26 protein-coding genes are annotated in these 25,516 nt (G+C 66.2%); 7 read left to right on the top strand and 19 right to left on the bottom strand.

Going from position 1 to position 25,516, the window contains the following annotated elements; translation table 11 throughout:
• Nucleotides 1-92 precede the first annotated feature (92 nt).
• A complete protein-coding gene (locus tag H556_RS0105695; RefSeq protein ID WP_024353524.1) occupies nucleotides 93-500 on the bottom strand; it encodes a flagellar export protein FliJ in 408 nt (135 codons plus the stop codon).
• Between the two features lie 16 nt (nucleotides 501-516).
• On the bottom strand, nucleotides 517-1,860 hold the full coding sequence (gene fliI / locus H556_RS0105690) for a flagellar protein export ATPase FliI (protein ID WP_024353523.1): 1,344 nt from the start codon (nucleotides 1,858-1,860) through the stop codon (nucleotides 517-519).
• A gap of 260 nt (nucleotides 1,861-2,120) precedes the next feature.
• On the opposite strand from fliI, the gene H556_RS0105685 reads away from it, so the two are divergent.
• Nucleotides 2,121-3,536 carry a methyl-accepting chemotaxis protein gene (locus H556_RS0105685; protein WP_081650886.1) on the top strand — a complete coding sequence of 472 codons (1,416 nt, stop codon included), beginning with the start codon at nucleotides 2,121-2,123 and terminating at the stop codon, nucleotides 3,534-3,536.
• Nucleotides 3,537-3,545: 9 nt separating this feature from the next.
• Here the strand turns inward: H556_RS0105685 and H556_RS0105680 are convergent, their stop codons facing one another.
• Nucleotides 3,546-4,454 (bottom strand): EamA family transporter, encoded by a 909-nt coding sequence (locus tag H556_RS0105680; protein ID WP_024353521.1) that lies wholly within the window; start codon nucleotides 4,452-4,454, stop codon nucleotides 3,546-3,548.
• A gap of 85 nt (nucleotides 4,455-4,539) precedes the next feature.
• Between H556_RS0105680 and H556_RS0105675 the strand changes: the two genes are divergently transcribed.
• From H556_RS0105675 to H556_RS0105660, 4 genes are all read left to right on the top strand, one after another.
• A complete protein-coding gene (locus H556_RS0105675) occupies nucleotides 4,540-5,022 on the top strand; it encodes an Lrp/AsnC family transcriptional regulator (protein ID WP_024353520.1) in 483 nt (160 codons plus the stop codon).
• A 68-nt stretch (nucleotides 5,023-5,090) separates the two neighbouring features.
• Nucleotides 5,091-6,047 (top strand): glycosyltransferase family 9 protein, encoded by a 957-nt coding sequence (locus H556_RS0105670; protein WP_024353519.1) that lies wholly within the window; start codon nucleotides 5,091-5,093, stop codon nucleotides 6,045-6,047.
• 66 nt (nucleotides 6,048-6,113) lie between these two features.
• Nucleotides 6,114-7,451 carry a dihydroorotase gene (locus H556_RS0105665; RefSeq protein ID WP_024353518.1) on the top strand — a complete coding sequence of 446 codons (1,338 nt, stop codon included), beginning with the start codon at nucleotides 6,114-6,116 and terminating at the stop codon, nucleotides 7,449-7,451.
• Nucleotides 7,448-8,182 (top strand): prephenate dehydrogenase/arogenate dehydrogenase family protein, encoded by a 735-nt coding sequence (locus H556_RS0105660; protein WP_024353517.1) that lies wholly within the window; start codon nucleotides 7,448-7,450, stop codon nucleotides 8,180-8,182. Before H556_RS0105665 ends, H556_RS0105660 begins: the two co-directional genes overlap by 4 nt.
• Before the next feature lie 184 nt (nucleotides 8,183-8,366).
• Here H556_RS0105660 and H556_RS0105655 read toward each other — a convergent pair whose 3' ends face one another.
• From H556_RS0105655 to H556_RS0105645, 3 genes are read right to left on the bottom strand one after another with little or no spacing between them, the layout of a single operon-like run.
• Complete coding sequence (locus tag H556_RS0105655) at nucleotides 8,367-9,299, bottom strand: alpha/beta hydrolase (RefSeq protein ID WP_024353516.1); 933 nt, start codon at nucleotides 9,297-9,299, stop codon at nucleotides 8,367-8,369.
• A 29-nt stretch (nucleotides 9,300-9,328) separates the two neighbouring features.
• A complete protein-coding gene (locus H556_RS0105650) occupies nucleotides 9,329-10,000 on the bottom strand; it encodes an SdpI family protein (RefSeq protein ID WP_024353515.1) in 672 nt (223 codons plus the stop codon).
• Nucleotides 9,993-10,280: a metalloregulator ArsR/SmtB family transcription factor gene (locus H556_RS0105645; protein WP_024353514.1), complete on the bottom strand. Its 288-nt coding sequence runs from the start codon at nucleotides 10,278-10,280 to the stop codon at nucleotides 9,993-9,995. The genes H556_RS0105650 and H556_RS0105645 overlap by 8 nt, the downstream gene beginning before the upstream one ends.
• A gap of 118 nt (nucleotides 10,281-10,398) precedes the next feature.
• On the opposite strand from H556_RS0105645, the gene H556_RS0105640 reads away from it, so the two are divergent.
• On the top strand, nucleotides 10,399-11,157 hold the full coding sequence (locus tag H556_RS0105640) for a 3-oxoacyl-ACP reductase (protein ID WP_024353513.1): 759 nt from the start codon (nucleotides 10,399-10,401) through the stop codon (nucleotides 11,155-11,157).
• A gap of 35 nt (nucleotides 11,158-11,192) precedes the next feature.
• The gene (locus H556_RS0105635; RefSeq protein WP_024353512.1) at nucleotides 11,193-11,942 is read left to right on the top strand and encodes an SDR family NAD(P)-dependent oxidoreductase; all 750 of its coding nucleotides are present in this window, start codon (nucleotides 11,193-11,195) and stop codon (nucleotides 11,940-11,942) included.
• 75 nt (nucleotides 11,943-12,017) lie between these two features.
• Here the strand turns inward: H556_RS0105635 and H556_RS0105630 are convergent, their stop codons facing one another.
• The 13 genes from H556_RS0105630 to trbE all read right to left on the bottom strand — a co-directional run bounded on the left by H556_RS0105630 (nucleotide 12,018) and on the right by trbE (nucleotide 25,513).
• Nucleotides 12,018-13,394: a flavin-containing monooxygenase gene (locus H556_RS0105630; protein ID WP_024353511.1), complete on the bottom strand. Its 1,377-nt coding sequence runs from the start codon at nucleotides 13,392-13,394 to the stop codon at nucleotides 12,018-12,020.
• A gap of 932 nt (nucleotides 13,395-14,326) precedes the next feature.
• Complete coding sequence (locus tag H556_RS0105625) at nucleotides 14,327-15,967, bottom strand: recombinase family protein (RefSeq protein ID WP_029673239.1); 1,641 nt, start codon at nucleotides 15,965-15,967, stop codon at nucleotides 14,327-14,329.
• Nucleotides 15,964-16,362, bottom strand: coding sequence for an HVO_A0114 family putative DNA-binding protein (locus H556_RS0105620; protein ID WP_024353510.1), 399 nt, complete (start codon nucleotides 16,360-16,362; stop codon nucleotides 15,964-15,966). Before H556_RS0105620 ends, H556_RS0105625 begins: the two co-directional genes overlap by 4 nt.
• Nucleotides 16,359-16,712, bottom strand: a complete 354-nt coding sequence (locus H556_RS0105615; RefSeq protein ID WP_024353509.1) for a toxin-antitoxin system TumE family protein — start codon at nucleotides 16,710-16,712, stop codon at nucleotides 16,359-16,361. Before H556_RS0105615 ends, H556_RS0105620 begins: the two co-directional genes overlap by 4 nt.
• Complete coding sequence (locus H556_RS0105610; RefSeq protein WP_024353508.1) at nucleotides 16,709-17,026, bottom strand: hypothetical protein; 318 nt, start codon at nucleotides 17,024-17,026, stop codon at nucleotides 16,709-16,711. The genes H556_RS0105615 and H556_RS0105610 overlap by 4 nt, the downstream gene beginning before the upstream one ends.
• 134 nt (nucleotides 17,027-17,160) lie before the next feature.
• Entirely contained in the window at nucleotides 17,161-17,382 is a 222-nt protein-coding gene (locus H556_RS0105605) for a DUF2274 domain-containing protein (RefSeq protein ID WP_024353507.1), read from the bottom strand.
• A 2-nt stretch (nucleotides 17,383-17,384) separates the two neighbouring features.
• Nucleotides 17,385-18,512 carry a TraB/TrbI/VirB10 family type IV secretion system protein gene (locus H556_RS0105600; protein WP_024353506.1) on the bottom strand — a complete coding sequence of 376 codons (1,128 nt, stop codon included), beginning with the start codon at nucleotides 18,510-18,512 and terminating at the stop codon, nucleotides 17,385-17,387.
• Nucleotides 18,509-19,912, bottom strand: coding sequence for a P-type conjugative transfer protein TrbG (trbG, locus tag H556_RS0105595; protein WP_245559422.1), 1,404 nt, complete (start codon nucleotides 19,910-19,912; stop codon nucleotides 18,509-18,511). Before trbG ends, H556_RS0105600 begins: the two co-directional genes overlap by 4 nt.
• Complete coding sequence (trbF, locus tag H556_RS0105585) at nucleotides 19,909-20,592, bottom strand: conjugal transfer protein TrbF (protein WP_456304000.1); 684 nt, start codon at nucleotides 20,590-20,592, stop codon at nucleotides 19,909-19,911. Before trbF ends, trbG begins: the two co-directional genes overlap by 4 nt.
• A 2-nt stretch (nucleotides 20,593-20,594) precedes the next feature.
• A complete protein-coding gene (gene trbL / locus H556_RS0105580; RefSeq protein ID WP_024353503.1) occupies nucleotides 20,595-21,968 on the bottom strand; it encodes a P-type conjugative transfer protein TrbL in 1,374 nt (457 codons plus the stop codon).
• A gap of 2 nt (nucleotides 21,969-21,970) precedes the next feature.
• Complete coding sequence (gene trbK-alt, locus H556_RS0105575) at nucleotides 21,971-22,237, bottom strand: putative entry exclusion protein TrbK-alt (RefSeq protein WP_024353502.1); 267 nt, start codon at nucleotides 22,235-22,237, stop codon at nucleotides 21,971-21,973.
• A 13-nt stretch (nucleotides 22,238-22,250) separates the two neighbouring features.
• Entirely contained in the window at nucleotides 22,251-23,024 is a 774-nt protein-coding gene (gene trbJ / locus H556_RS0105570; protein WP_024353501.1) for a P-type conjugative transfer protein TrbJ, read from the bottom strand.
• The gene (gene trbE, locus H556_RS0105565) at nucleotides 23,021-25,513 is read right to left on the bottom strand and encodes a conjugal transfer protein TrbE (RefSeq protein ID WP_024353500.1); all 2,493 of its coding nucleotides are present in this window, start codon (nucleotides 25,511-25,513) and stop codon (nucleotides 23,021-23,023) included. Before trbE ends, trbJ begins: the two co-directional genes overlap by 4 nt.
• Nucleotides 25,514-25,516: the final 3 nt, after the last annotated feature.

Raw genomic sequence — 25,516 nt, 5'->3', positions numbered from 1 at the left:
GCTTGAATAGCCACGTCGCCCCCACCCGGCTTCGGCCTGACGGCCTCAGCCACCCTCCCCATGAAGGGGAGGGAGAGGCGCCGCTGCTGCATTCAGCCACGGCGACGCAGGCCCATTTCGTCATAGGCGGCGGCCTCGCGCTTGGCGGCGGCCATCAGCTTGTTCAGCCGGGTGGTCTCGGCGACGTGCTCGAACTTCTTCAGTTCTTCAAAGGCGCCGGTCAGGGCGTCGCGAGCGCCTTCCTCCTCAACGGAGACGGCGGCGATCTCGGCCTCGGCGTCGGCGCGGCGCTGTCTCCAGCCGTTGAGATAGGCCTGCAGCATCATGCCCGAAGCCGGGTCGAGCCGGGCGTTCTCGCGCTCGATTTCGGCCTCTGCGTCCAGCACGGCGACGCGCATCTCGGCCTCGGCCTTGCGAGCGGTGATCTCAGCCAGACGCTTCTGCAGCGTCTCGACCTCATAGTTGGAGATGCGGATCAGGGATTGGGCCCAGGCCGTCATGCGTCGTCTCCCGCGATCATTGGTCCACCATGCCCTGGTTCAGGATGGTTTCAAGTCTGTCGAAACTGTCGTTCAGGCGCGTCACGTCGTCCTTGTCCTGGGTCAAGAAGTCTTCCAGGGAGGGGTTCAGGGCGATGGCGCGGTCGACGATGGGGTCGGCGCCGGTGCGATAGGCGCCGATGCGGATCAGCTCTTCCATGTTGGAATAGGCGCTCAGGCACTGGCGCGCGCGGCGGTTCAGTTCGCGCTCGGGCGGGGACTGGTTGCCGGGCATGGTGCGGCTGACGGACTTCAGCACGTCGATGGCGGGGAAGCGGCCGCGCTCGGCGATCTTGCGATCCATGACGATGTGGCCGTCCAGAATGCCGCGCACGGCGTCGGCGATCGGCTCGTCATGATCGCCCCCGTCCACCAGCACGGTGAACAGGGCGGTGATCGGCCCCGCCTCGGTTCCGTCCGGCCGGATCGGCCCCGGCCCGGCGCGCTCCAGCAGCTTGGGCAGTTCGGTGAAGACGGTGGGGGTGTAGCCCTTGGTCGTCGGCGGTTCGCCCGCCGCGAGGCCGATCTCACGCTGGGCCATGGCGAAGCGGGTGACGCTGTCCATCAGGCACAGCACCTCCAGACCCTGATCGCGGAAGAACTCGGCCACGGCCATGGTCATATAGGCGGCCTGACGCCGTTTCAGCGCCGGTTCGTCACTGGTGGCGACTACGACGACGGCGCGTTTCAGGCCTTCTTCGCCCAGAGTCTCCTCGATGAATTCGCGCACCTCGCGGCCCCGCTCGCCGATCAGGCCGACGACGACGACGTCGCAGGTCGCCTGTCGCGCCAGCATGGACAGCAGCACCGACTTGCCCACGCCCGAACCGGCGAAGATGCCCAGACGCTGGCCCCGGCTGGTGGTGGTGAAGACGTCCATCGCCCGCACGCCCAGATCCAGCCGCTCGCCCACCCGACCGCGCGAATGGGCGGGCGGCGGTGCGGCGCGCAGGGGGTAGGGAACGAGGCCCGGCGTCAGCGGCCCCGCGCCGTCGATCGGCTCGCCGAAGGAATCGATGATCCGGCCCAGCCATGCCGTCGTCGGGCGCACGCTGGCGGCGGCGTTGATGATGCGGATGTCGGCGCCCGGCGCCACCCCCTCGACGGGGCCGAAGGGCATCAGCAGGGCTTTGGCCTCGCGAAAGCCGACGACCTCGGCGGGCAGGGGCGGCTGGCCGCGCCGCTCGATCTCGGCGCGGGCGCCGACGGCCAGACGCGACAGGCCGCCACGCGACTCGATCAGCAGGCCGCTGACGCCCGCCACCTTGCCGGTGACGACCAGCGGGTCGATCGCTTCGACGGCGGCGACAAGATTACGCAAGGAGGGCCCCCAGGCCGCGAGCCGCGCGACCGTTCCCAGTCATGGTGCTGCATCATGGTTAATGGTCAATGAAGCTTAGACTGACCATTCAACTTCTGATTGCAAGTAACGAAGATGAAACCTTTCAAGCGCCTCTGTTATCCACAGGCTTATCCAGTCCATCGCCGTTATTCTGAAGGGGGGCGGTTCGGATGTTCAATGCAGGTCGTCGACAAAAACTGGCTGCGGATATTGAGCGGCTTGGGGAACTGGATCGTCGGATGGCGGCCATCGGGCGGTCCCAGGCGGTGATCGAGTTCGACCTTGACGGCACGATCCGGGACGCCAACGAAAACCTGCTCCAGACCATGGGCTACGGCATGGACGAAATCCGGGGACAGCATCACCGGATGTTCATGGATCCGGCCGAGGCGGCGTCGGCCGACTATCTGGCGTTCTGGCGAGAGTTGAACGAGGGGCGCTTCGTCGCCCGCAAATTCCGCCGCATCGCCAAGGGCGGGCGCGAGGTCTGGCTGGAAGCCTCCTATAATCCCGTGTTGGACGAGGCGGGGCGGCCGCTGAAGGTGGTCAAGCTGGCTGTCGACATCACCAAGGCTGAACAGGCCGCCCAGCGGGCCGAGCAGGAGCGTCTGGCGGCCGAGGCGGCGCAGGCCAGACTGGTCAGCGCCCTGGCGGAACAACTGTCCCGCCTGTCGGATGGCGATCTGATGGCCGCTATCGAACAGGATATGGACGGCGCCCATCAGGCGGTGAAGGCTGACTTCAACGGCGCTGTGTCCAGTCTCAGGACTGCGCTTGAAAAGGTCCTTTCGGCGGTGACGACCCTGCGGGGCGGCTCGGACGAGATCAGTCAGGCATCTGACGACCTGTCGCGACGCACCGAACAACAGGCGGCCAGTCTGGAAGAGACAGCGGCGGCGCTGGACCAGATCACCGCCACTGTCCAGCGCAGCGCCGAGGGCGCCCGGCAGGCGGCCTCCGTCGCCGCCAAAGCCCATGCCGAAGCCGGTCGCTCGGGCGAGATCATGGGGCGGGCGGTGGCGGCTATGGACGGCATCAGCCGTCGCTCATCCGAGATCAGCGACATCGTCGGAGTGATCGACGAGATCGCCTTCCAGACCAACCTCCTGGCGTTGAATGCGGGGGTCGAGGCGGCGCGGGCGGGCGACAGCGGGCGCGGGTTCGCCGTGGTGGCGTCCGAGGTGCGGGCGCTGGCCCAGCGGTCGGCTGAGGCCGCCAAGGAAATCAAGGCTCTGATCTCTGTTTCAGGCGCCGAGGTGGCGCAGGGCGTCGAACTGGTCGCCGAGACGGGTCGCGCGCTGGGGACCATCGCCGAACAGGTCAATGAGATGGACGGGCTGGTCGCCGAAATCGCCGCCTCGGCCCAGGAACAGGCCTCGGGTCTGGGCCAGGTCAATCAGGCGGTGAACCAGATGGATCAGGTCACGCAACAGAACGCCGCCATGGTCGAGCAGACGACGGCCGCCGCCGCCAATCTGAAGACTGAAGCCGAGCATCTGGCCGAACTGGTCGGGCGGTTCCGCACGGGAGCCGAAGGCGGCGCGGTGCGCGCGTTGAAGACCTATGGCGGCCCGCCGCCCGTGCTGGAGGCGCAGCGCGCCCGTCTGCGTGCGGTCGTCAACGGCCCGGCCGCCGAAGAATGGACCGAGTTCTAGGCGTTGAGATCAGGCCGGGGCGGCCGGATCCTGCAACGGCTGTTCGTCTGACGGCGAGGTCAGCACGGCGCCGACCGAGGCGGCGATGATGGCGGCGATGGCCAGCCACTGCTGGCTGGTGAGGTGCTCGCCCAGCACGAACAGGCCCGCCAGGGCGCCAATGGCCGGATCGCCGCTGACCGCCACGCCGAAGGTGCGCTTGGGGATATGGCGCAGGGCGACCATGTCCAGGGTGTAGGGCAGGGCGCTGGACACCAAGGCCACCACTAGGCCTAGCGCGAGGATCTTCGGGTCCAGAAGGCTCATGCCCGCACCGGCGACGCCGAAGGGCACCACGGTCATGGCGGCGAAGGTCATGCCGATGGCGACGGTCGAGCCGCTGGGCAGATGGCTGACCCGTTTGCCGAAGACGATATAGCCCGCCCAGAACACCGCCGCCGCCGCCGCATAGGCGCAGCCGACCGGATCAAGCCCCGACACGTTTCCATCCAGCGGCAGCAGCAGAACCAGACCCAGCACCGCCAGTCCGACCCAGACGAAATGGATCAGCCGCCGCGAGTTGAACAGGGCGACCGACAGCGGCCCCATGAACTCGATCGCCAGGGCCACCCCCAGCGGAATGGTGTTCAGCGCCATGTAGAAGCTGAGGTTCATCAGCCCCATCACCACGCCGTAGACCGCCAGGGCGCGCAGGTCGCTGGTGGTGAAGGCGCTGCGCCAGGGACGAAAAACCGCCAGCAGGACGATGGCCGACAGCCCGACGCGCAGGCCCGCCGTCCCGGCCGGTCCCACCATGGGATAAAGCGTCTTGGCGAAGGAGGTGCCGGCCGAAAGCGACACCATGCCGCCGATCAGAGCGAGATAGGGCAGGACCGCTGAGAGGCGCGGATGGCGAAGGACGAGGACCGGGGAGGACATGGCCGGCAATCTATCGAAAAGCCGCTCGTTTTTCTTGGCGATTTCGCCTGCCATGCTGCAAGAAAAACGCGTATTGTCAGTCCCTATGCAAGAAAACGCCGACCTCGATTCCTTTGACCGTCGCCTGCTGGCCCTGGTGCGCCGCGACAATCTCCAGCCAGCGCGCGTGCTGGCGGACAAGGTCGGCCTGTCGGAATCGGCGGTGTCGCGGCGGTTGCGGCGGCTGCGAGACGAAGGGATCATCATTGCCGATGTCGCGGTGGTCGATCCGGCTCGGCTGGCGCGCGTCCTGACCATGCACGTCCTGGTCGAGATGGAACGCGAGGGCACGGCGGTTCTGGACGCGCTGATCGACAAGCTGACCGCTCGCCCTGAGGTGCAGGCGGCCTGGTATGTGACCGGCGACACTGACCTGATCCTCTATGTCGTGGTGCCGACGATGGAGGCCTATGAAGTCTTCACGCGTGAAATGCTGAACGACGACGCCCGCGTGCGCGCGTTCAAGACGCTGATTTCAATCAGAGAAGTTCTTCCGTTCGACCCGGCGCGACGGGCGCTGGCGCGATGAAGCCCGGTTTCCGGTCCTGTTTCAGTTTCGCCGCTGAATCGCCTTGAGAATCCGGATAGGTTGACATCATGCATGGTCGTTTTCCGATCCTCTATATCGCCGAGGCGGACGCCGAAGAGGCGGTCCTGTCGTCCGGGGCGCTGGCCCAGCTGGTCGAGGCGATCCCGCAGGCGACCTTCACCGTCGTCGGCTCTCCGGCCAGCGCGCCGCTGTTCGCCGATCTGCCGCGTCTTCAGCGGCTGATCACGCTGGATCGCGACGGGCGCTGGGACTGGATCGCCCTGTGGAACCAGGTGCGCGAGACGAACTGGGGTCTGGTGGTCGACATGCGCGGCTCGACCCTGTCAGGCAAGCTGCGGCGCCAGCGGCGCGCGGTGCGGGGCAAGACCCTGCCGGGCGTGCACCTGGTCGAACAGGCGGCGCGGACCCTGCAACTGGACGAGATTCCGGCCCCGAAACTTTTCATCGAGCGGGACACACAGGAAGCCGCCGACGCCCTGATCCCGGCAGGCGACGGGCCTATTCTGGCCATCGGGCCGGGCGCCGACTGGATCGGCAAGCGCTGGCCCGCCGATCGTTACGCCAAGATCGCCATCTCCCTGCTGGGCGAGGGCGGGCCGCTGGCGGGCGGGCGGCTGATGATCGTGGGCGAGGAGGCGGACCGCGATGCGGCCCAGACCATCCGCTCGGCCGTCAAACGCGACCGGGTGATCGAGCTTCAGGGGCGGTTGACGCGTCTGCAGACGGCCGCGGCCTTGTCGCACGCGGACCTCTATCTGGGCGGCGACTCCCTGTGGACGCAGCTGGCCGTGGCGGCAGGCGTGCCGGCGGTGGCGGTCTTCGGCCCCTCGGACGAGACGTTGAAGCGCCCGTGGACGGGCGTCGCCGTGCGCGGCCCGCGCAGCCTGCAAGAGTTCCGCGAACTAGACCCGCGCCTGAACCAGCACATCCAGCACATGATGGACCTGCCCTATGAGCGCGTGTTGAAGGCGGCGAAAAGGCTGCTGGCGGAACGGGCGGCCTGACCCCCTCGGCTTGCGTCTCCAAGCCTTCGGCGCGCATAAGCGCCGGAACTTCAGGAGATGCGCGCGATGACCCAGACCTATGACCTGATCGTTCGGGGCGGCGAGGTAGCCAACCACGCCGGGCGGGGCAAGGCGGACGTCGGCGTCATCGACGGCCGTATCGCCTTCATCGGCGATCTGTCGCAGGCCTCGGCCGGAGAGGTGTTCGACGCGACGGGCCTGACCGTGCTGCCGGGCGTCATCGACACCCAGGTCCACTTCCGCGAGCCGGGTCTGGAATGGAAGGAAGACTTGGAGACCGGCAGCCGCGCGGCGGCCCTGGGCGGCGTCGTCGCCGTGTTCGAGATGCCGAACACCAATCCCAACACCACCGATCCCGACACCATGGCCGACAAGCTGGCGCGGGCGCGCGACCGGATGTGGACGGACCACGCCTTCTACATCGGCGGCACGCATGAGAACGCCGACCATCTGGCCGATCTGGAGCGCCTGCCGGGTTGCTGCGGGGTCAAGGTCTTCATGGGCGCCTCGACCGGCGACCTGCTGATCGCCGACGACGAGGGGGTGCGCAAGGTTCTGTCGAACGTGCGCCGTCGCGCCACCTTCCACTCCGAGGACGAATACCGCCTAGTCGAGCGCCGCAACCTGGCCCGCACCGGCGACTGGACCAGCCACCCGGAAGTCCGCGACGCCGAGAGCGCCATCATGTCCACGCGCCGTCTGGTCGGGCTGGCGAAAGAGACCGGCGCCCGCATCCACGTCCTGCACGTGACGACTAAGGATGAGATGGAGTTCCTGCGCTTCCACAAGGACGTCGCCACCGTCGAGATCACGCCCCAGCACCTGACCCTGGTCGCGCCAGAGGCCTATCAGCGCCTCGGCGCCTACGCCCAGATGAACCCGCCGATCCGGTCGCAGGAGCACGTCGACGCCCTGTGGCTGTGGGGGATGCAGCAGGGCGTGGCCGATGTGCTGGGCTCGGACCACGCGCCGCACACGAAGGAAGAAAAGTCCAAGCCCTATCCGGCCTCGCCCTCGGGCATGCCGGGGGTGCAGACCCTGGTGCCGCTGATGCTGACCCATGTGGCCGAGGGCCGCCTGTCGCTGGAGCGCTTCATCGACCTGACCTCGGGCGGGGCGCAGCGGGTGTTCGGGACGGCCAACAAGGGCCGCATGGCCGTCAGCTATGACGCCGACCTGACCATCGTCGACCTGAAGGCGAAGAAGACCATCACGCACGACCAGCAGGCCACGCGCTGCGGCTGGACGCCCTTCGACGGCTTCGAGGCGACGGGCTGGCCGGTCGCCACCATCGTGCGCGGCCGCGTGGTGATGAAGGACGGCGAACTGATCGGTCAGGCCCACGGCCGCCCGGTGCGGTTCCAGGAGACGCTGGCGGGGTGAGCGGCGCCAAGCCCCAACTCGGCTTGATCGGCTTCGGCGCCTTCGGGCGGCTGACGGCCAAGCATCTGGCGCCGTGGTTCGACCTTGTCGCCCATGATCCGGCGGCGAGCGACGGCGATGGGCTGGCGCGGCTGACGACGCTGGAAGAGGCCGCCGCCTGTCCGGTGGTGGTGCTGGCCGTGCCGGTCGGGGTTCTGGCCGAGACGGTCGCGGCGATCGCGCCATCCGTGACGCCGGGCGCCCTGATCCTCGACGTGGGGTCGGTGAAGGTAAAGCCTGCAAAGGTCATGCTTGAGGGTCTGCCGCAAGGCGTGGACATCGTCGGCGCCCACCCCCTGTTCGGTCCCCAGAGCGGCAAGGACGGCATCGTCGGTCTGCGCATCGCCGTCTGTCCGGTGCGCGGCGACAAGGCGGCGTGGCGCGTCGCCGCCTTCTGTCGTCGTGCGCTGGCGTTGAAGGTCTTCGTGGTCAGCCCCGAGGATCACGACCGGGAGGCGGCGACGGTGCAGGGTCTGACCCATCTGATCGCCAAGGTGCTGCTGGCGATGGAGCCGCTGCCGACGCGGATGACCACCACCAGTTTCGAGCGGGTCATGCAGGGCGTCGACATGGTCCGCCACGACAGCGCTGCGGTTTTCCGCGCCATCGAACACGACAACCCCTTCGCCGCCGAAGTCCGCCGCCGCTTCTTCGATCTGGCCGAACAGGCGCGGGCGGAACTGGACGACTGACCGCTTTCCTTCTCCCTCCCCTTCATGGGGAGGGTGGCTGAGCCCGACAGGGCGGGGGGGGGTGGGGGCGGCTTGGGCGATCAAGCGCCGAGGCCGGGATCATCTAGCCCTCCCCACCCGCTCGCCGCTTCGCGTCGACCACCCTCCCCATGAAGGGGAGGGAGAGGCGTGGTGTCTGGATGATCTATTTCAGCATGAAATCCGCCACCGCCTCGACCACGCCGGGCGCCAGCGGCAGGGCGGGGTCCATATAGGTCGCGATATTGGCGGCGCGTTCGACGGGCGCGACCTTCAGGACGTGGTTCACGCCGTCCCAGATCGCCAGTTCGGCGCGCGGCTGGGCGGCTTTCAGCGCTTCGGCGTCGGCGAGCGTCACCTGAATGTCCGTCGTGCCCTGACCGATAAAGAGCGGGCCGTCGTAGGCGGCCGCCAGCTTCGCCGGATCCAGCGCCAGCCAGGAGATGAGGTAAGGCTGGACCGACGGCCGGAACAGCGCCGCCAGCGATGCAGGCGGATTGGCGACCGTGCGGCCCGCTTCCAACGCCTCGACGGCGGCGTAGGCCTCGGTCTTCAGCGGTTCAGGCAGGGCGGCCAGTTGTTCGCGCAGCACGACGCCCGCCGGACGCCCGGCGCCGGACAGCAGCACCAGGCCGCAGACCTTGTCGTCGCCCTCTCCGTCGGGTTTGGCGGCGACAGCGGCCAGGGCGACCAGCGCGCCCTCGCTATGGCCGATCAGCCAGGCGCAGGGGCGGCCCGTTTTCGTCGCCGTCTCGGCCGCCCAGGCGCGGGCGTCCTCGGCATAGGCTGAAAAGCGCAGGTCGGCTTCGGAGGCGCCTGCGGCGGCGCTCTCGCCGATGCCGCGTTTGTCGATGCGAACGGCGGCGACGCCGCGCTCGGCCAATCCTTCGGCCAGCAGGCGATAGGTCGCCGCCTGAATGCCGAATTGCGGACTGTTCCCGTCGCGGTCGGTCGGTCCCGAGCCGGGAATGATGACGGCGGCGGCGCGCGTCTGGCCTTCGGGCGACAGCAGGGTTCCGTGCAGCGGCGCGGGGCCGGATGGCAGCTCGACCGGCGTCGAAACCGGTGAGAGCAGCAGGGCGGCGGCGAGGGTCAGCATGGTCGTCTCCGTCGTCAGATGGGCAGGGGTCAGAAAGGTTGTCGGTCGGGATCGGCGCGCCACACGCGCCAGCTTTCAAACACCGACCAGGCGGCGGCGATCAGAGCGCCGGTGATCAGGGCGCTGAACCCCAGGGGCTGGGGCGCAATCGGCGCGGCGATCAGGCCGACCAGGCCGAGACCGAACATCAGCCGCCCGGCCAGGCGGTTGGAGCGTTCCCACGCCAGCTTGCTCTTATAGTTCCACGGGGTGCGCACCCCGACAGCCACATTGGGGCCGACGCGGCCAAGGAAGGCGCCGACCGCCAGCAACAGCAGAGCCGTCACGGCCATATGCGCACCCTGACTTGGCGGGGCCTTGCTGAACAGAGGAAAGGCGATCAGACCGATGCAGCCCGCGAAGGCCAGCAGGCTGACCAACTGGGCGCTCTTGAGGCTGCGTCGGCGCGCGGGATCGGCCTGAGCCCGCCGCGCGTAAAGGCTGCATCCGCCGACGGTTGCGGCGGCGGCGACGCCGAGGCCGCCGATCATCCATGCGACCTGGCCACGCGGCGCCCAGCCGTCGGCTTCTCCCGCCAGGTTGAAATGGATGGGGATCGGCGTCGTCGGGCCTGCGGTTCCGACCCAGATGGCGAGGGAGGCGACGGCGCCGATCAGAATGATCGAGGCCAGATCCAGGGTGTCCAGTTTCACTCTAGTCATGATGGTCCTCCTCCTTTGTTTCGCCCGTCCCGCTCAGGTCCATCAGGAAGGCGAGGGCCTCCTCGACGGCTGAAATCTCCAGCCGATAGCGGATCGACTGGCCGTCGCGCTCGGTGCTGACCAGTTCGGCCTCCTTCAGCGCATTCAGATGGCCGGTGATGGTCGGCCAACTCATGTCGAAAGCGGCGGCGATGTCGCCGGACGCAAGCGGCCCCTTGCGCAGCATGGCGATGATGCGCCGTCGCACCGGATGGGACAGGGCCTTGAACAGGCTGTTCATAGGAGGAAAACTAATTAGGGTATTCGCTAAATGCAACCGCTGTTCTTCAGGGTCGGCTGGTCTTCATCACGGGCACGGCCTATGGCTGAGGTCGGTTCAGAAGCTGCGAGTTGTTCTCATGGAAATCCGCGATCAGATCGTTCTCATCACCGGCGGCGCGCGCGGCGTGGGCGCGGCGGCGGCGCGGGCCTTTGCGGGGCAGGGCGCGCGGGTGGCGATCAACTGGCGCAACAGCGGCGAGCGGGCCGAGGCGCTGGCGGCTGAACTGGGCGAGCGGGCGCTGGCCGTTCAGGCCGATGTGACGGCCCGCGCAGGCGTCGACGCCATGGTCGCGAAGGTTGAGGCGCATTTCGGCGGGGCGGTCAGCACCGTGGTCAACAATGCACTGGACTACAGTTTCAACGGCGACGCCCGCGCCCAGATGGCGGACATTCCGTGGGAAGACATGGAGCGTCAGTTCGCCACCGTGATCCGGGGCGCCCTGAACGTCATTCAGGCGACGGTGCCCGGCATGGGGGCGCAGGCGTTCGGCCGGGTCGTCAACATCGGTACGAACCTGTTCCAGAATCCGGTGGTGCCCTACCATGACTACACCGCCGCCAAGGCCGCCCTGCTCAGCCTGACGCGGACGGCGGCGGGCGATCTGGGGCCGTCGGGGATCACCGTCAACATGATCTCGGGCGGCCTGTTGCGGACGACGGACGCCAGCGCCGCGACGCCTGAAGCCGTATTCGACCTGATCGCCAGCATGACGCCGCTGCGGTCGGTGACGACGCCGGAAGAGTTCGCCGATGCGGCCCTCTTCTTCGCCTCGCCGTGGAGCCGCGCAGTGACGGGGCAGAATCTGGTGGTCGACGGCGGGCTGGTGCGGGATTAAGTCGGCTGGGCAGTAAGGCCTCAAGGACGGACATCATGAGCGGCGTCATTCTGATCACCGGAGCCACCTCGGGCATCGGCCGGGCGGCGGCGCGCCGTTTCGCGGGCGCGGGCTGGAAGGTGATCGCCACCGGCCGCCGTCAGGAACGCCTGGACGAACTGGTCGCCGAACTGGGCGCGGATCGGGTCCACGCCGCCCCCTTCGACCTGCGGGACGAGGCCGCCATCGACGCGGCGCTGGAGGCCCTGCCCGAGGGCTTCCGCGACATCGACGTTCTGGTCAACAACGCCGGTCTGGCGCTGGGCACGGCGACGGCGCAGGAGGCTGATCTGGCCCAGTGGCGCCAGATGATCGACACCAACATCACCGGTCTGGTGACGCTGACGCACCGCCTGCTGCCGCGCCTGATCGCGCGCAAGGGGGCGATCCTGAACATCAGTTCGGTGGCGGCGACCTATCCCTATAAGGGCGGCAACGCCTATGGCGGGACGAAGGCCTTCGTGCGCCAGTTCTCGCTGGGCCTGCGTTCGGACCTGCATGGGACGGGGGTGCGCGTCACCTCCATCGAGCCGGGCATGGCCGAGACGGAGTTCACCCTAGTCCGCACCGGCGGCGATCAGGCGGCGTCGGACGCCCTGTATGGCGGCGCCCAGCCGATGACCGGCGAGGATATCGCCGAGACCCTGTTCTGGGTCGCCACCCTGCCGGCGCATCTGAACATCAATGCGCTGGAACTGATGCCGGTCAGCCAGTCCTTCGCCGGTTTTCAGGTGGCGCGCGCCTAAGCGCCTTTTCGCCTTGCGCCGGGCCGCCGGTGCGGCCTCTCCTGCCCGCGCGGCGGCGGCAGGAGAGGCCGTGCATCAGGCGCGCGCGGCCTGGCTGCGCGCCGACGGAAGCCGCAGATAGGCCTCCAGCGAGTCATCGAACGCCTTCATCCACGGCACATGGTGACGCGCCGCCAGCGTACCGGTCAGGACCGAGCGATAGCATTTGTCGCGATAGCCCATGATGTCGGCCTTCTTGTCCTTCTTCCACTGCAGGAAGATCCTGTTGATGTTGTCGATATCAAGATCAGGATAGTCGGTCTGGGCGATCAGGCGCTTGATGTATTCGCCCTGATACTCAAAGGCCTCTTCATCCGTGCGGATGGCGACCTCCTTCTCGCGCCACTGGTCGTTGGCGGCCTCCATGTCCGCGCGTGACGGCAGCTGGATGCGGTCCATGATGATGTCGCGCGTCAGCCAGGCCTGGGCGTCGAACATGTTGAAGCTGTACCAGAGGTCCTGCATCCCCAGGTAGAACAGCCTGGGGTTCGGCGTGAAGGCCACGCCCTCATACAGGTTCAGCGGCCACAGACGGTTGCTGGTTTTCAGGCGCAGCTCGTCCGGCAGGAAGGGGAAGTGGTGCTTGTAGCCGGTGCACAGGATGATGGCGTCGACGTCGCGGTGCGTACCGTCGCTGAAGTGGGCGGTCTTGCCGTCCACGCGCGTCAGACAGGGCTTCTCCTCCCAGCCCTTGGGCCAGTCATAGCCCATCGGCTGGCTGCGATAGCTGGTGGTGACCGACCGTGCACCATACTTGTAGCACTGCGAACCGATGTCCTCGGCCGAGTAGCTGGAGCCGATCAGCAGCACGTCCTTGCCCTTGAACTCGGCCGCGTCGCGGAAGTCGTGCGCGTGCAGGATACGGCCGGGGAACAGGTCGAAACCCGGATAGGACGGCGCGTTCGGCGTCGAGAAGTGGCCGGTGGCGACGATCACATGGTCGAAAGTCTCTGACGTGCGGCGACCGGCGGAATAGTCCTTGGCCGTCACGGTGAACTGCCCGGACGCCTTGTCGAAGACCACGTCCTTCACGGCGGTGTTGAAGCGGATGTACTGGCGAATGTTCGCCTTCTTCACCCGACCCTGGATGTAGTCCCACAGGACTTCGCGCGGGGGATAGGAGGAGATGGTCTTCTTGAAGTGCTCGTCGAAGGTGTAGTCGGCGAACTCGAGACACTCCTTGGGGCCGTTCGACCACAGATAGCGGTACATGCTGCCGTGAACCGGTTCGCCGTTCTCGTCCATGCCGGTGCGCCAGGTGTAGTTCCACATGCCTCCCCAGTCCGTCTGCTTCTCGAAGCAGACGATTTCAGGGATGTCGGCGCCCTCGTCACGGGCGGACTGGAAGGCGCGGAGCAGGGCCAGGCCCGACGGGCCGGCGCCGATGATGGCGATACGTTTTTGCTTGGGCATATTCACTTTGGGCTGATGGGTGACAGGCCCCGTCGCAGGCGGCTCTGCGGCCGCAAAAAAACTCGGGGCGAAAGAGGGCCGATCGCCAGCATTCCCAATATACGGAGTGCGGACATGGAATCGGCGCGCGGAAATATCGCTTAGTCCGAATATCTTAGAGTTTATGCTTGCAGGCTGGAATGATTGCCTCTCCAGTTCTTTATTCGGCAGACAACACAAGAACAAAAAACGTCACGACGAATATGAACATATATTCGTCGCCGCAATCTTATGTTGTCTCTATAATCGAGCGATTATGACTTAATGCTCGATGAATCGCAAATTTATCCCGGATATATCCGGGTTCGGTCCATGTGCGAGCAACGGTTACAGCGCGCCTTCAGAAACGTCGGCGGCCGCGCTGCGCAAGGGGGCCTGACGGTGTCTCCTGCTGCGCCAAGCTGGGTTGGACAGAGGAGCGGGGATGGTCGCGGACGCCCGATGCCGCAGTATGGGCCGCCATGCCGCGCGTCATCGCATTTGATGAGGGTCTCGCTTATATAGCGACCCTTCCGCCTTTCTTGATGTCTTCCAATAACGCCGATGCACCCAGCGTACAGACTGTCCGTGGCCCCCATGATGGATGGTGATGATTGTTGTTTATAATCAGTTGGTTGTTTGTCGGTGTGTGCAAAATTTGCACACGCAGTTTTGCTTTTCTTTCCTTTTCGTTCTCGCGAACCGGCGTGGCTTTCTACGCCAATGAGATCGGCGGCTAACTGAAACTGTGCTTCGTACGCTGCCGTTGGCGGGTGACCACTGAAGCGCTCCGGTGGTGCCGACGCTCTGACCGCGAGCGCCATGCAGACCTAGTTTACGATGTTCAGGCCTGCGCTAGTACCGGCATCAATCGCGTACAGATTTAGGCTATCGAGATAGAAGTTCGAATCGTCCTAGGCGCGCCATTTCAGAACAGAACTATGAACGCCGAACGCCGCCGTTTCTACGCTTGAAGCGGCGACCAACGTTCGCAGCAGTTCCGACTTCGATCCCATGATGCGAACCTCGTCGTCGGCAACCTCGACACGCTGCGCCAGCGCGCGTAGATGGTCGCGGCGGTAGCCGCCATCGTTGAGCTTGATCCGTTCACGGGCTTTGCGGGCAAACCCCTTGAGCATATCGGGGGTGACGCCCTGATTGCCTGAACTATCGAGCGCGAGCTGCGTGCGCTCCGCGTCGGCGGCGGCTTGATCCCGCAATGCCTTGAGGCTCACCATGCGTTCCTTTGCCATGGCGTCGTCCTTGTCCACCATGCCGGCTTCGATGGCGTCAAAGAGACGGCCGAGCCGCTGGTCGGCTTCCGTGATTCGCCTTTGAAGCTCGGCAAGATGCTCGCGGCGGCGTTCGGTGCGTTCCTGTCGGCGGTCGATGACGCTGGCAAGGACGGTTTCCAACCGCTTGGGCAGGAGCAGGCGGTCCCCGATATAATCGGCGACCGTATGGTCCAGCTTGTCCATGGGGATTGTGCGACCCTTGCAGCCGGTCTTGCCCTGCCGGGCCTTGGTCGAGCAGGTATAGTAGCGGTATGTCGCGCCCGTGCTGCCTTGGCCGGTGCGAAGGGTCATCGCTCCCCCGCACTTGGCGCAGAAGCAAATGCCGGTCAGGAGCGTCGGGCCGCTGGAGACACGTGCAGGCGTCACCATGGGATTGCGGGACTTGAGGCGGGCTTGCACCGCGTCGAACGTCTCGCGCTCGATTAGGGGCGGCACCGCCATGATAGCGACCTCGCTCTCCGGCTTCTTCTCCCGGTCCTTATGCGAGCGGGTGTTGAACCTGTGCTCGCCGATATAGGTGGTGCGGGTCAGGATGGCGTGGATTTGCGCCAATCCCCAACGCCCTCCGTCGCGGGTGAAGAAGCGGCGCTCGTTGAGATAGGTGGCGATGGCCTTTACGCCCATCGCGCCGGACGTGCCGTCTCCTTCGAGGAACAGGCGATAGATCAGCCGCACGGTGTCGGCGTGCAGCGGGTCGATCTCCAGCTTCTTCTTGATCTTCGATCCCCGCTGCTCGGCTGCGACGATGCGATAGCCGATAGGCGGCCGTGCGCCGTTCCAGAAGCCTTGCCGGGCGTTCTCATTCATGGCGCGCAGGACGTGCTTGGCGTTCTCCTTCGACTGGTATTCGTCGAACAGCGCCATGATCTGCCGCATCATCTGGTGCATGGGATCGTCGCCCATCTCCTGCGTGATGGACACCAGCTTGACGCCGTTCTTCGCCAGCTTTCTAACGTAGAACTCCATCTCGAAGTGATCGCGGAAGAACCGGCTGAACGAGTGGACCACGACAATATCGAAGGGCGCGGGCTTGGTCGTGCCCGCTTCGATCATTCGTTGAAACTCGGGGCGTTTGTCGTTGGTGGCGGTTGCGCCTGCTTCGATGAACGTCTCCACCAGTTGCAGGCCGCGTTGCTCGCAATAGGCTTCGCCCTGCCGCTTCTGGTCGGGAATGGAAATGTCATGCTCGGCCTGCCGGGCAGTCGAGACGCGCAGATAGAGGGCGGCACGGGCGGTAGTGGTTGGGCTGTGCTTGTTCATGCTTGGCCTCCCATAGCTTTCTTCGCCTTGGGGCGGTCGATCAGGGGCAACGCCAGCTCCACCCGGTCATGCACCACCTTGGGCGCGAGTTTGCGTCCATGCCCCGGTTCAAACCGCACAAGGCCATAGCTCTCCATGGTTTTCAGGGTGCGTGACAGGTTGGAGCCGGCCCGGCCGGTGATTTCCGCCAGTTCCTCCAGCGATGCCGGGGCTTTCTCGGCGATGATGCGCAGCAGTTCGCGGTTGCCGGCCGACAGCACCTTGGCAAAGGATTCGGTCGAGGTGAACCACACCTTCGGATCGCTGGGCGCAGGTTTTTCCTCGCCGCGCGCGATCCGCATGGTGCGGGCCTTCATTTCTTCATAGTCGGCAATCCCGACTTTCAATGTGGTCATAGGGCACCTCGTTCCTTCAATACCGCGTCCACGGTCTGCCAGAAGTCGGCCAGCAGCGTGGCCGCATCCTCGTAGGCGTAAGGCTTCACGGTCTGAAAGCGGTGCCGATGGTCCATCGGCTCGCCGCGCCTGCCCCGGCCGACCGGGTGGGCATTGTCGAAGCCGACCAGTCGTTCGCCCGAAGGCCCGTGAAGCGTGAGCGAATAATCGAGGCCGTGCGGCTTCTCCGGGGATGCCGGAACGCGGGTGACGACGAACTTCACCCAATGGCCGCCCTCTGGATCGACAAAGAGCATCTGTCCGTCGAGGTCCAGAAGCGTGTCGAGGCCCGGATCACGATCCGCGCTCATGCCTTTTTCCTATCAGTTTGAGATAGGAATTGCAAGCTGTCATCCGGCTTTCCCGGGTTCAAGAGTTCGTCGAACACATCGCCGAACCAGCGCTCGAACACGTCAATCTCGGCCTCGGTAACGGGAATGTCCTCCGGCCAATCGTCGGTAACGCGCATCCTCTGGCCGTCCGGGCCGAGAAGTGGCGTGTTGCCGGCTCGCGTCCGGTCGTCCGGCGTAGGATCGTCGGCGTAGTCGAACAGATCGTCGGGAAGTGGTTCGGGGATCGACTGTCGCGGTCGCCCTTTGCGGGCGCGGCGGCGCTCTGCGCACATGGAATCCTCCTTGGTTCTGGCGGATTCCGGGGCGCTATTGGCCCCGGAATTAAGCGAACCATGGAGGGCAGTCGGCGGCCTGTAGCGTGCCGCATTTGCGCCTATGCGCTGGCGGCACCCCTGCCGGAATGGGGTTAGCTGGAGGCTCGCCGCGCCTTGGCGAAACCGCGATCCGTGGCGATGAAGTGTTGAAGCATCGGAACGATGAGCTTGGCGGGATCGGCAACGGGCTGGCCGCTCTCGCGGGCCAGCACCTCGGCATAGGCGATCAGATCGCGGTGAAGCGGCGCGGGCAGTTCCACCGTCACCTTGACAGGCTTGTCGTCGGGCAGCGGGCCGAGTTTCAGTTTCGTCATGGTCAACCTCCTGCCGGCTCGAACACAAGATCGCGGGTGACGATGATCCTGACCGGAAAGCCCGGCCGGATGGTGAGCGTCGGCGCAACCTGCAACTGGCGCTGGACGATCTGCTGGCCGGCCTGATTGACGGTATCCTGCGCCCCGTCGCGGATGGCGCGGATCAGCCGGTCCTCGTCGCTCGTGGCCAGCTCCGAGCCGACTGCAAGCAGCGTGGATAGCCCTGCGGCCTTCATTAGATCCCACCAATGGTAATCAACACCGTCCTCAAGGCCGGCATAGCCGCTGGCGTCCGCGCCCGGCAGGCGCTCCAGAACGATGGAGCGGCCGCCCGGCAGGATCAGGCGGTTCCACACCAAGAGCACCCTGCGCTGGCCGAAGGTCACGCCGTCATCGTATTGGCCTATGATGCGGGTGCCCTGCGGGATCAGGAGCAGCGAGCCGGTCGGGCTGTCATAGACGTTCTCCGTCACCTGCGCGGTGATCTGGCCCGGAAGGTCGGAACGGATGCCGGTGATGAGCGCGGCCGGGATCACGGCCCCGGCCTGAAGGATATAGGGCGATGCTGGCGGCACAACGCGATCCGGGGCGACGGTCTGCCGGTCCACCGGCCCGTTGAGAAACGCCGCGTGGCGATCCTGTGTCGCGGGCTGCCCGCCGAGGCCAAGACCGGCAAGGCCGGGCATGGCCGTGCCGGCTGGCGCTACCGTGCGCGGGCCGGACTGGAAAAAGACGTTGCTCAAGCGCGCGGCTTCTTCCTCGGCCCTGCGGCGTTCTTCCTCGGGATCGACGGCGGGCGTCGTCATGACGGGCGGCGCGACTGGCTGGCCCCTGTTCTGCGCGTCAAGGATCGGGCGGCCAAGGTCGCCCGGCAGCGCGGGACCGAGCACCGGGCCGCTATAGTCGCTCGGCAGGCCCGCCAGCCCATCGGCGGTTTGCCGGTTGTTGGTCGAGTAAAGTTCGCCGCCGTCCGGCCCTCCGTCGCGGGTCTGGAGCGCGTAGATCAGCGCCCCGCCGAAGCCGAGAAGCGCGACGGCTCCGACGCCTGCCAGCATTTTGCGGGACAGGCGGGTGACGCGGGGCGATTCAGCGCGCAGGCGCATGGGTGCGGCGGTATCGGTATCGCTCATGAGGACGATCCTCCCGTGGTCGCGCTGGCCGGCTGGGCTGCGGCCTGCGTCGGGTTGGTGCGGACGATCCTGACCGTCTGCTGGCGGTTGCCAGAACCAAGGCGCAGTTCGGCCGTGCCGAACAGGCGGTCAACGATCAGGACGTTCTGGTGGACACGGCTGTTGACGATCTGCGGCTCGCCGTTCGCGCCAAGCACGAAGATCGGCGGCATCTCGCCCTGCACGATCCCAGCCGGGAAGACGATATAAACGCGCCTGCCGTCATCGAAGACGGAAACCGGCCGCCATGGCGGGCTATCGCCCTGCACCTGCAACCCATAACGATAGTTCCGCGCTGCCTCGGCGGGAATGATGGGTGCGGCCGGAACGGTCTGGCGCTGGCCGGCAGGCGGTGCGGGATAGGCCCATGCCACGGCCGGCATGTAGAGCGATTCCCGCGCGCGCAGCTCGAGCATGTAAGTGCGCCGGTCGGTGGTGACGACAAGGTTGGTGGAAATGTCGGGGCGCGTCGGCTTCACGAGGATATGGACCCGGCGGTTTGCACCGCTGCCGCTCTCTGTGTCGCCGATAATCCACCTTGTCGTATCGCCGGCCGCGATCGGCCCCGCGCCTGTCAGGCTCTCGCCTGGCTCCAGCGCAATGGTCGTGATCTGCCCGACTGCGGCATAGACCTGATAGAGCGCGCCTTCCGACCACGGATAAATCTGGATGGCGTTGTAGTAGCCTTCCCGGCGCGGCTCGACGCGGGCGGCGGCATTTGCGTTCTCGACGCGGCCGGTCGGTGTGCCTGCGGCGGTGCCGCCGCGCGCCACGGTCCATGCCGGGGGCACATGCAGCGGCCGGGGCGTGTTGTCGGTTGCCGCCGCCTGCACGGTCGGCAGCGGCGGAACGCTGGCATCGTAGCTGAATTGCGGTGTCCGGTTGGTCGCGCAGCCTGCCAAAGTAATTGCAAACGCCGTCGCAAAAATCGCATAGGTTAGCGACTTCAGGATCAGTAAGGAGGAATCGACAGAATGGATTCTGTGCCGACGATTGTTGCCCGGTATATCGACGCCTACAACAGGATGAATGTTCAGGCGATGCTCGACTGCCTGTCGGGCGACGTTCGGTTTATCAACAGATCGAACGGAGAGACGACGAACGAAACGCACGGGATCGAGGCATTCCGCGCGCTGGCGGAACAGGGCGTCCAGTTGTTTGCTGAAAGAGAACAGACGATCCTCGACTGTATCGCGATAGACGACCGTGCAGCCGTGCGCATCGGCTATCGCGCCAAGGTCAAGACCGACCTGCCCAATGGCTGGAAGGCCGGGCAGGAGATCGAGATGACGGGCACCTCGTTTTTCATGATCTCCGAGGGAAAGATCAGCGAGGTGATTGATGCAAGCTGAAGTTTTCATTGGCTCATCTCCCGCGACCACGAAATTGCGTTGACGTAGATTCCGAGCGGATTGGCGCGCAGGCGCTCGGCATTGCGAGGCGGCTGGATCACGATGGTCAGGATCGCGGTCCAGCGTTCGGTCGTGGAGAGTTGGCCGTTCTCGAAATGGCGTTCGGTCCACGCCACTCGGAAGCTGTTGGGGGACGCGCGGATGACGCTCGAGACCTCGACGGCGACCTGCTGACGGCCGACGCGGGTGAACGGGTCGTTGGCGCGGGCGTAGTCGTTCAAGGCAGCCGCGCCTCGATCCGTGGTCCACTCATAAGCCCGAAGCCAATTCTGGCGGACAATGATCGCATCGGCCGGGATCGCGCGGACCTGCTCGATGAAGCGGCCGAGGTGGAAAGCGATTTGCGGGTCAGTCGGGCGATAGTCGGCTAGGGCCGGCGCGACGGTCTGCGCCTGCCCGAGATTATCGACCTGAACAACCCAAGGCACCACGGTCCCGCGCGCCGACTGCCAGACCAGCGCCGAGGCGAAGCCGGCCGAAAGGATCAGGGAGCCGAAGGCCATGAGCCGCCAGTTCCTTGCCTGCACGCGGGCAGAGCCGATGCGCTCGTCCCACGCCTGCGCGGCCTTCTGGTAGGGCGTCTCGGGTTCGGGTGATTTGCCGTAATGAGTTGCGGGTCGTTTGAAGATGCTCATGAGCGGTCACTTTCGGAAAGGTTGACGGAGGAACCGGAGCCGTGGCTGTCGCCGGAGCGGACGGCATGGGCTGTCATGGCGGTGCCGTGGTTGAGGGCCTGCCGGCGCTGCATCCGCTGCGCCCAAGCCGGGGGACCATCGGGGAAAGTCGGCGGCGCGGCGGCCGGGGCGGCGCTCGCGCCGCCGACCGTGCTCATGGTCGAGCTGCCGCCAGTCGCGCCGAAGCCGGCCTTTGCGCCAGCGGAGAAGCTGGACTTGACGCTTTCGCTTGCTTGGGATGTTGCGCTGGAGGCTGCGCGCTTGAGCGGCGAGACGGCGGCCGAGCCTGCCGCTCGGGCGACACCGCCGAGGCCGGAGGCAACGCCCGCCGCTCCGGTCTGGCCGAGCGAGCCGAGGTTATAGGCAGCGGTCGCCGCGCCCGCGGCGGTCGCGCCTCCCCGAACGGCCGCGGCTCCACCGGACAGGGCAGCAGCACCACCTTTGGCGGCGAGCATGGCCCCGCCGCCAGCGGCGACGCCTGCACCTGCGACCGCAAGGCCGGTTCCCACGGCTGCGCCCGCGCCGAGTTGCGGGCCGCCAGAGACGATGCCGTTGGCGATACCGGGACCGAAGATGCCGAGGCCGAGCAGAGACAGCGCGGCAAGCACAATCGCCATGGCCTCGTCGATGGTCGGGGTTGCCCCGCCGAAACCGGCCGTGAATTGCGAAAACAAGGTGCTGCCTATGCCGATGATGACGGCGAGCACCAAGACCTTGATGCCGGACGACACCACGTTGCCCAAAACCTTCTCGGCCATGAACGCGGTCTTGCCGAACAGGCCGAAGGGGATCAGCACGAGGCCGGCCAGCGTGGTCAGCTTGAACTCGATCAGCGTCACGAAAAGTTGGATCGCCAAAATGAAAAACGCGAGCACCACAAGCGCCCACGCGAACAGCAGGCACGCGATCTGAATGAAATTCTCGAAGAAGGCGATCCAGCCCATCAGGTCGGAAATGGAATCGAGCAGCGGCCGGCCGGCATCAAGGCCGGTCTGCGCCACGCGGCCCGGCCGCATCAGATCGGAAACGGAAAAGCCGGTACCCGACGCCATGAGGCCGAGGCCGGCGAAGCTCTCGAAGACGATGCGGGCGAGGTTGTTCCAGTTTGAAATGATGTAGGCGAAGACACCGACAAACAGGGTCTTCTTGACCAGCCGCGCGATAATGTCGTCATCCGCGCCCCATGCCCAAAAGAGCGCGGCAAGCGTCACGTCGATGACGATGAGCGTCGTGGCGATGAAGGCGACCTCGCCGCCGAGCAGCCCGAAACCGCTGTCGATGTAGGAGGTGAATACGCCGAGAAAATTGTCGATGACGCCCGTGTTGCCCATGGTCAGCGCGCCTCGCTGCGGTCACGGCCGAGGAAGCGGTCGCGGGATTCAGCCCATGCGGCGAGGCAGTCGGTGTCACTCGCCGCCGCCTCGCCGAGCTGCTGGCAACGGCGCAGGGTTTCGCGCAGGGGATCGGCCGGTGGCTGGAAGGCCGACGCCGGGGGTAGCACGGAAGGTTCGTCCTTCCGCGCCATGTCGATTGCGGTCGCCGTGACGGCGATGGCGATGAACACCACGGCCCCGAGCCGGGCCAGCATCTTGCCGTCCATGGCGAGCCTCCCGTCAGTTGTTGCCGTTGAACATCTGCGCGTTGCCGGGCTGGTATCCGCTGCCCGGCGTCAGGAACCGTTCGCGCTGGATGCGGCCCTGCTCGGCGGCGGTCGCGCGCTCTGCCTCGGTCAGCGCGTCGGCGCGGCCGTTTGCCGAGATGACCGCGATTAGGTCGGAAAGCTGCTGCGACTGGAGCGCGAGAAGCTGGTTGCCGGCCTGCGTCGCCTGCAATGCCCCGGTCGCGCCCTGACTCTGGCCGACAAGCGCGGCCATCTCGGCGCGGTTGCTGTCGATGTTGCCGACCGCACCCGCCTGAACGCGCATCGCGTCCTGCAAGCCGCCAACGGTATTCTCCCAGCGGCCGCGCGCATCGGCGACAAGCTGGGCTTCGGTCGCCGAAAGCGAGACGTTGCCATATTGCTGCTGGAACGCTTGGTCGATCTGCCCGACCTCGAACGCGATGTTCTGCGCTTGGCCGAGAAGCTGCTGCGTGCGCTGGACGTTCTGCTGGAGCTGCTGGAGCGAGGAATACGGCAGGCTCGCCAGATTGCGGGCCTGATTGATGAGCATTTGCGCCTCGTTCTGGAGGCTGGTGATCTGGTTGTTGATCTGCTCCAGAGTGCGCGCTGCCGTGAGCACGTTCTGCGCATAGTTGGACGGGTCATAGACGATGCGGCCGAAACCGAATTGCGCATGGGCCGGGCTTGCCAGCATAGGCGACAACGCGACGGGCACGGCGAGCGCCAGCGCGAGGGCCGAGGCCCCGACGATCTTGGAATAGGTCATGGAAGAATCTCCTGTGTGGGGTGGATATCCGGCGCGGCCGGCGCGGCGGATTCCGGTCGGTCGGCGAGATTGGTGAGGTTCGGGATCAGGTCGGCAGCCCAATCGACGCCGCGCGCCTGTAGCCATGCGGCGAGGAAGCCATCGCGGCCGTGTTCGGCGACAATCTGCGCGATGAGCGTCTGGTCGGATTTGGCGGATGCGGCGCAGAGCGCGAGGCCGACTTCGGACAGGCCAAGCTCGAACAGGCGATTGCCCCTGCGGCTTTGGCAGTAATAATCCCGCTTGGGCGTGGCCCTTGCGAGGATTTCGATCTGCCTGTCATTGAGGCCGAAGCGGCGATAGATGGCCGTGATCTGCGGCTCGATGGCGCGCTCGTTCGGCAGCAAGAGCCGCGTCGGGCAGCTCTCGATGATGGCGGGCGCGATGTTGCTCCCGTCAATGTCGGACAGGCTTTGCGTGGCGAAGATGACGCTGGTGTTCTTCTTGCGCAGCGTTTTCAACCATTCGCGGAGCTGGCCGGCGAAACCCTCGTCGTCCAGCGCGAGCCAGCCTTCATCGATGATGAGAAGCGTCGGCCGCCCGTCGAGCCGGTCGCCGATCCGATGGAACAGGTAGGCGAGCACGGCCGGAGCCGCGCCGGTCCCGACCAGCCCCTCGATCTCGAACGCCTGCACGTCCGCCGATCCCAAATGCTCTGTCTCGGCGTCGAGTAACCGGCCATAGGCCCCACCGACGCAGAACGGCCGGAGCGCCTGTTTCAGATCGTTGGATTGCAGCAGCACGGCAAGGCCGGTGATGGTGCGTTCCTCGACGGGGGCCGAGGCCAGCGAAGTCAGCGCCGTCCAAAGATACTCTTTGACCTCGGGCGTGATGGTTAGCCCCTCGCGCATGAGGATGGCGGCGATCCAGTCCGCCGCCCACGCGCGTTCATAGGTATCGTGGATGCGGGCAAGCGGCTGGAGCGAAACGGACGTCTCGGCCCCTTCCGTGAGGCCGCCGCCCAAATCGTGCCAGTCGCCGCCCATGGCGAGCGATGCGGCGCGGATCGAACCGCCGAAGTCGAAGGCAAAGACTTGGCTGGCCTCATAGCGCCGGAACTGTAAGGCCATGAGGGCGAGCAGCACGGATTTGCCCGCGCCAGTGGGGCCGACGACAAGGGTATGGCCTACGTCGCCGACATGGAGGCTTAGCCGGAACGGGGTTGAGCCTTCGGTCTTTCCAAAGAGCAAAGGGGGCGCACCGAAATGCTCGTCCCGTTCCGGCCCCGCCCACACCGCCGATAGCGGGATCATGTGGGCGAGATTCAAAGTGCTGATGGGCGGCTGACGGACATTCGCGTAGGCGTGTCCGGGCAGGCTGCCGAGCCATGCATCAACCGCGTTGACGCTCTCGGGCATGGCGGTGAAGTCGCGGCCCTGAACGATCTTCTCGACCAGGCGCAGCTTCTCGTCGGCAAGGCGCGGGTCGGCATCCCATACGGTGACGGTCGCCGTGACGTAGGCCATGCCCGCCACGTCCGCCCCAAGCTCCTGCAACGCCATGTCGGCGTCGAGCGCCTTGTTGGCGGCGTCGGTGTCCACAAGCGCGGACGCCTCGTTTGTCATGACCTCTTTCAAGATCGCGGCGACGCTCTTGCGCTTGGCGAACCATTGGCGACGGATGCGGGTCAGCAGCCGGGTTGCATCGGTCTTGTCGAGCAGGATCGCGCGGGTGCTCCACCGATATGGGAACGGCAGCCGGTTCATTTCGTCGAGCAGGCCCGGCGTCGTCGCGGTCGGGAATCCCACGATGGTCAGCACGCGCAGATGCGCGTCGCCAAGGCGCGGCTCCAGCCCGCCGGTCAAGGGCTGGTCGGCGAGCAGCGCGTCGAGGTGCATGGGCACCTCGGGCACGCGCACACGATGCCGGTTGGTCGAGATGGTGGAATGGAGATAGGTCAGCGTCGCGCCGTCATCCATCCAACGGCACTCGGGCATGAAGCCGTCAAGCAAGGCCAGCACGCGGTCGGTGCGGTCGATGAAGCCGCGCAGGACTTCCCACGGGTCCACCCCCGTTTTCTCCCGGCCCTCGTAGAGCCATGCCTCAGTGCGGGCGGCTTCCTCGGCCGGGGGCAGCCAGAGGAAGGTGAGGAAGTAGCCGGACACGAAATGCGCGCCCGCTTCCTCGAAACCGGCCTTACGCTCGGCATCGACCAGCGCCGACGCGGGATCGGGAAAGGTGCTGTCGGGATAGGTGGCGGCTTCGCTGCGCTGCGCCTCGACGAAGATGCTCCAGCCGGAGCCGAGGCGGCGCACGGCATTGTTGATGCGGCCGGCGACGGCGACTAGCTCGGCCGCGACGGCGGAATCCAGATCGGGACCGCGAAACTTCGCCGTCCTCTGGAAACTGCCGTCCTTGTTGAGCACAACGCCCTGACCGACCAGCGCGGCCCATGGCAGATAATCAGAGAGGCGCGCGGCGGTGCGGCGGAATTCGGAAAGGTTCATCATGGC

The sequence above is a fragment of the Brevundimonas naejangsanensis DSM 23858 genome (assembly GCF_000421705.1).
Lineage (GTDB): Bacteria > Pseudomonadota > Alphaproteobacteria > Caulobacterales > Caulobacteraceae > Brevundimonas > Brevundimonas naejangsanensis.
The sequence above is the reverse complement of the archived record's forward strand: the minus strand, read 5'-3'. Positions and strand labels throughout refer to the sequence as shown.